This window comes from Bacteroidota bacterium (genome assembly GCA_039714315.1).
Lineage (GTDB): Bacteria > Bacteroidota > Bacteroidia > Flavobacteriales > JADGDT01 > JADGDT01.
On sequence record JBDLJM010000187.1, the window covers coordinates 1 to 4,731 of the forward strand.

Here is a 4,731-nt window from a genome sequence, read left to right on the forward strand (position 1 = left end):
TCACCGTATCACCAAATCACCGATTCACCGTACCACCAAATCACCGATTCACCGTATCACCGATTCACCGTATCACCGTATCACCGATTCACTAATACACCAAAATCGAATCAAAATTACACGCATCGTCGCATGCTCCGCACTTAATACACAAATCCTGATCTATAAAATGAACTTCTTTTTTAGACCCCGAAATTGCATCTACCGGACATTTTCTTGCACACAAGGTACATCCTGTACAAGCGTCTGCAACAATTTCGTAAGTCAATAATGCGTTACAAACTTTTGCAGGACACTTTTTGTCATTAATGTGAGCCTCATATTCGTGACGGAAATACTTTAGGGTAGTCAATACCGGATTTGGAGCTGTCTGACCTAATCCACAAAGAGAGTTATCTTTTATCTGAACCGACAACTCTTCCAGTTTTTCTATATCGCCCTGCTCTCCTTTACCATCTGTTATACGGGTTAATATTTCGAGCATTCGCTTTGTCCCCATACGACAGAAAGTACATTTACCACAACTTTCCTGCTGGGTAAAATTCAGGAAGAATTTAGCCAAATCAACCATACATGTCGATTCGTCCATCACAACCATTCCTCCCGATCCCATGATTGCTCCGGTAGAATTCACAGAGTCATAATCAACAGGAGTATCTATCAGCGAAGCAGGAATACACCCTCCCGAAGGGCCTCCAAGCTGAACAGCCTTAAAACTTTTATCATCCTGAATTCCTCCTCCCAAATCAAAAATAATTTCTTTAAGAGTCATCCCCATCGGAACCTCTACCAGGCCTCCTTTTTTAATTTTTCCAGTTAGAGCAAAAACCTTCGTTCCCTTACTTTTTTCTGTTCCGTACTTGTTGTATGATTCCGGTCCGTTTAGTAATATGTAAGGAATATTGGCTAGAGTTTCTACGTTATTAATATTTGTTGGTTTTTTCCAAAGTCCTGATACAGCCGGAAATGGCGGACGCTTACGGGGCATCCCTCTTTCACCCTCTACAGAAGCTATTAATGCGGTTTCTTCGCCACATACAAAAGCTCCCGCACCTTCTTTAACATAAATGTCGAAATCGAAACCTTCAATACCGCTTGCATTTTTTCCGAGGAAACCTTTTTCGCGAGCCTGACCTATCGCAATATTCAATCGTTTAATTGCCAATGGATATTCCGCTCTACAATAAATTACACCCTGGTTTGCACCAATGGCATAAGCACCAATCAGCATACCTTCCAAAATTGCATGAGGGTCTCCCTCCAAAAGAGAACGATCCATAAATGCTCCCGGATCACCTTCATCGGCATTACATATTATAAACTTGTCATCCGATTTACTATTATTGGCAAACTGCCATTTCAATCCGGTTGGGAAACCTCCCCCACCCCGGCCGCGAATTCCGGAATCCAAAACAGACTGGATAACACTTTTATCTTTTATCTTCTCCTCTTTTATCTTTAAAATTGCCTTATAAGCATGACGCTCTTCGGCTTCCTCTATCGACTCAGGATCCATATAACCACAGTTACGAAGTGCAATTTTAACCTGCCCCTCTTCGTTTGATTCCATCATATCTTGCGATTTATCAAACTTCACAAGATATTCATTAATCGGAATCTTATTAACAATGTGGCTTTCTATAACCTTTTTTATCTTTTTCTCATCTACACCTCCATAAAGATAATATCCATTCTCGTCTATAATCTCTACTAAAGGTTCTGCATAACACTTACCTACGCAAGATGTTTTGCTCAGGTCAACATCTAAATTATCGCCTGTTTTTATATTCTCTAAAACATCGTAGGTTTTATTTGCTCCGGCAGCTATACCGCAACTTCCCATACCTACTATTACTTTTGTTTTCATCCTAGTTACTAGTTTCTCGTTACTAGTTACTAGTTGTTTGACTCCGGTTATAAAACCAGAAACAAGCAACCAGAAACTACCTGTTTTTCCTCATCTGCTTAATAACCCTGGCAGCTGCTTTACCATCCAGGTTCCCGTAGGTTTCTTCTCCAATCATCATTACAGGAGCCAACGAGCAACATCCTAAACATGCAACCGATTCCAAAGTAAACATGTTATCCTCGGTAGTTTCGCCATCTTTAATACCTAGATTATCCTCCAAAGCAACAGTAAGCGCTTTCGCATTTTGCACATGACATGCTGTTCCGTGACAAACTTTGATAATATTTTTCCCAACAGGATTTAGTCTAAATTGTGCATAAAATGTTGCCACTCCATACATATCAGATAGTTTCAGCCCCAATTCTTTCGAAATCATCCTAAAGGCCTGTTCGGGAAGATATCCGTAAATATCTTGTGCTGATTGTAATACTGGTATTAGATTTCCTTTTTTTCCGCGATACTTCTCTATCACATCGACAAGCAAAGACAAGTCAATTTCTGCCGTTTTATCAGGCATCTCTGCAGTATCTAATCTGGAGACTCTCATTTATAAGTTTTTAAGTTTTATTTCCTAATTTACGGAGATAAAAATATTGATATTCGTCGTATAAAAACATGAGAAAACATCATAATATTTGAATTTTTAGGCAGTCTAAATAAAGTTTTTATTAGGGCATGCCCTTTGTATGTTACAATACTAAGCCTAAATTCTTCATATTCTGTACAACATACAAAAGGTCGGGCTATCGTCTGTAGTTGTACCTGTGATTTGTATTCATAATTCTGCATTTGTGGTCTTCCGTAACGGCAAGCCCCCAAATACAGTTATTCATAACAAATCACAGGTACAAGCTGCCGACTCTATCCCTCACGCATCGGGATAAATAAGAAAAGAGAATATCTTTTTTTCTTTTCTTATTTTCAAAACCGAGGCATAGGGATGCGAAGCAACTACGAAGTAATCATGAACACCAAAATAAACACTTGTGAATAATCCCTCATGCATTCGGATAAATGCTGAAATGAAAATTCATTTTCAATTGAAGTTATCTTTAACTGGTATTAATTCAAGCCCAAAGCAAAGGTTAAACAAAACAAAAACCTTGGTATATACTTCTGTTGTTTGTAACTTATAAAAAATTAAAACGATTAATTATGGAACAGAAATTACCCGTTCCGCCTTTCACATTAGAATCGGCAAAACAAAAAATCCAAGCTGCAGAAGACGCCTGGAACAGTAAAGACCCTGAACGCGTCTCCAAAGCCTATACCACTGATAGTGTATGGCGTAACAGAAATCTATTTATTAACGGGCGAGAAGAAATTGTTAAATTTCTCACCAATAAATGGCAAAAAGAACTCCAATACAAACTTAAAAAAGAATATTGGGCACATACAGAAAATCGCATCGCAGTTCGATTTGAGTATGAATATCATGATGAGGATGGACAATGGTGGCGAGCTTATGGAAATGAAAACTGGGAATTTGATGAGAATGGACTTATGAAAAAAAGATTTGCAAGCATAAATGATTTAGCTATAAATGAAGCAGATAGAAAGATCAAATAAATCTACACATAATGTAAATAAAAAATTACCAAAACAGTAGTAACATCAAGCATTTTAGCCCGATTGAACTATGTTGCAAATTGAAAATAAGTGCTTCGAAGCCGGCAACTTTTCATATACTAAACCGGTTGTGTGTCATTAAGGAGGATGAAAAAGAGACACATTAATTATAAAAAATGAACATCATTTATGGATGAGATAGAATTTATTATATATGTGAGTAAGCAAGAGAGAAGTAAAGATTTTTACGAAAGACTTTTTAAAATTAAACCATCTTTGAATGTTACCGGAATGACTGAATTCAAGCTATCTGAAAATGTAAAATTAGGGATAATGCCAGAAAAAGGAATTGCGAAAATTATTTCGAATAAATTACCACATCCTGAAAAAGGAAATGGAATACCAAGATGTGAACTTTATTTGAAAATGAACAATCCAAATGAATACATCAGAAGAGGAATAGAATTAGGTGGAAAAAAAATCAGCAAATTGCAAGATAGAAATTGGGGTGACAAAGTTGGATACATTTCGGATTTGGATGGACATATAATTGCATTTGCACAGAAAATATAATTTTAACATTATGGATAAAACAATGACAACAATAAACGGCTCAGAAAATTTGGCAAATGTTGAAAATGACAAATTAAAAGCACTAATTAATTTTTACAAAGCTTTCAATCAACGTGATATGGATTTGATGCAAAGAGTTTGGCTTAACAGTAAAGAAGCATCAATGAATAATCCAGTTGGCGGAATAATGAGAGATTGGAATAACATAGAAAGTGTTTATGATAAAATATTCAATGGAAAAGCGAAAGTGTATGTTGAGTTTTACGACTTTACTATGCATTCAACTGACAATATGTTTTTAGTTACGGGTAGAGAAAAGGGATATTTTGAAAAGGGAAACACTAAAATTGATTTGGCTATTAGGACTTCAAGAGTTTTTATCAATAAAGATGGTGAATGGAAACAAATACAACATCACGGCTCGATAGATAACCCGGATTTATTAAGACAATATCAAAATGAAATAATGAATAAAGAATAACGAACGCACAACAATGCATATAATTAATGGCGGTATAGTAATAATAAACATATTGCACCAAATTAAGCAGGTACTTAAATGAACGTTTTGTGCTTTGAAAATCGGCACTAACCATATACTCACCATTGCACCTGTTATTTGTATTCATAATTCTGTATTTGTGGTTTTCCGTTACGGCAGCCCCCCAAATGCAGTTATT

Annotated in this window: 5 protein-coding genes; 3 read left to right on the forward strand and 2 right to left on the reverse strand. The window is 36.4% G+C overall.

What is annotated here, in order from left to right; genetic code table 11:
- Window positions 1–91: 91 nt before the first annotated feature.
- Both ABFR62_13025 and nuoE read right to left on the reverse strand, forming a co-directional pair.
- A complete protein-coding gene (locus ABFR62_13025) occupies window positions 92–1,867 on the reverse strand; it encodes an NADH-ubiquinone oxidoreductase-F iron-sulfur binding region domain-containing protein (protein ID MEN8139343.1) in 1,776 nt (591 codons plus the stop codon).
- A gap of 76 nt (window positions 1,868–1,943) precedes the next feature.
- Window positions 1,944–2,456, reverse strand: coding sequence for an NADH-quinone oxidoreductase subunit NuoE (nuoE, locus tag ABFR62_13030; GenBank protein ID MEN8139344.1), 513 nt, complete (start codon window positions 2,454–2,456; stop codon window positions 1,944–1,946).
- Between the two features lie 608 nt (window positions 2,457–3,064).
- Between nuoE and ABFR62_13035 the strand changes: the two genes are divergently transcribed.
- The 3 genes from ABFR62_13035 (at window position 3,065) to ABFR62_13045 (ending at window position 4,532) form a co-directional block, all read left to right on the forward strand.
- Entirely contained in the window at window positions 3,065–3,478 is a 414-nt protein-coding gene (locus ABFR62_13035; GenBank protein MEN8139345.1) for a nuclear transport factor 2 family protein, read from the forward strand.
- A gap of 189 nt (window positions 3,479–3,667) precedes the next feature.
- Complete coding sequence (locus tag ABFR62_13040; protein ID MEN8139346.1) at window positions 3,668–4,051, forward strand: lactoylglutathione lyase; 384 nt, start codon at window positions 3,668–3,670, stop codon at window positions 4,049–4,051.
- A gap of 10 nt (window positions 4,052–4,061) precedes the next feature.
- Window positions 4,062–4,532, forward strand: coding sequence for a nuclear transport factor 2 family protein (locus ABFR62_13045; GenBank protein MEN8139347.1), 471 nt, complete (start codon window positions 4,062–4,064; stop codon window positions 4,530–4,532).
- The last annotated feature ends 199 nt before the right edge of the window (window positions 4,533–4,731 follow it).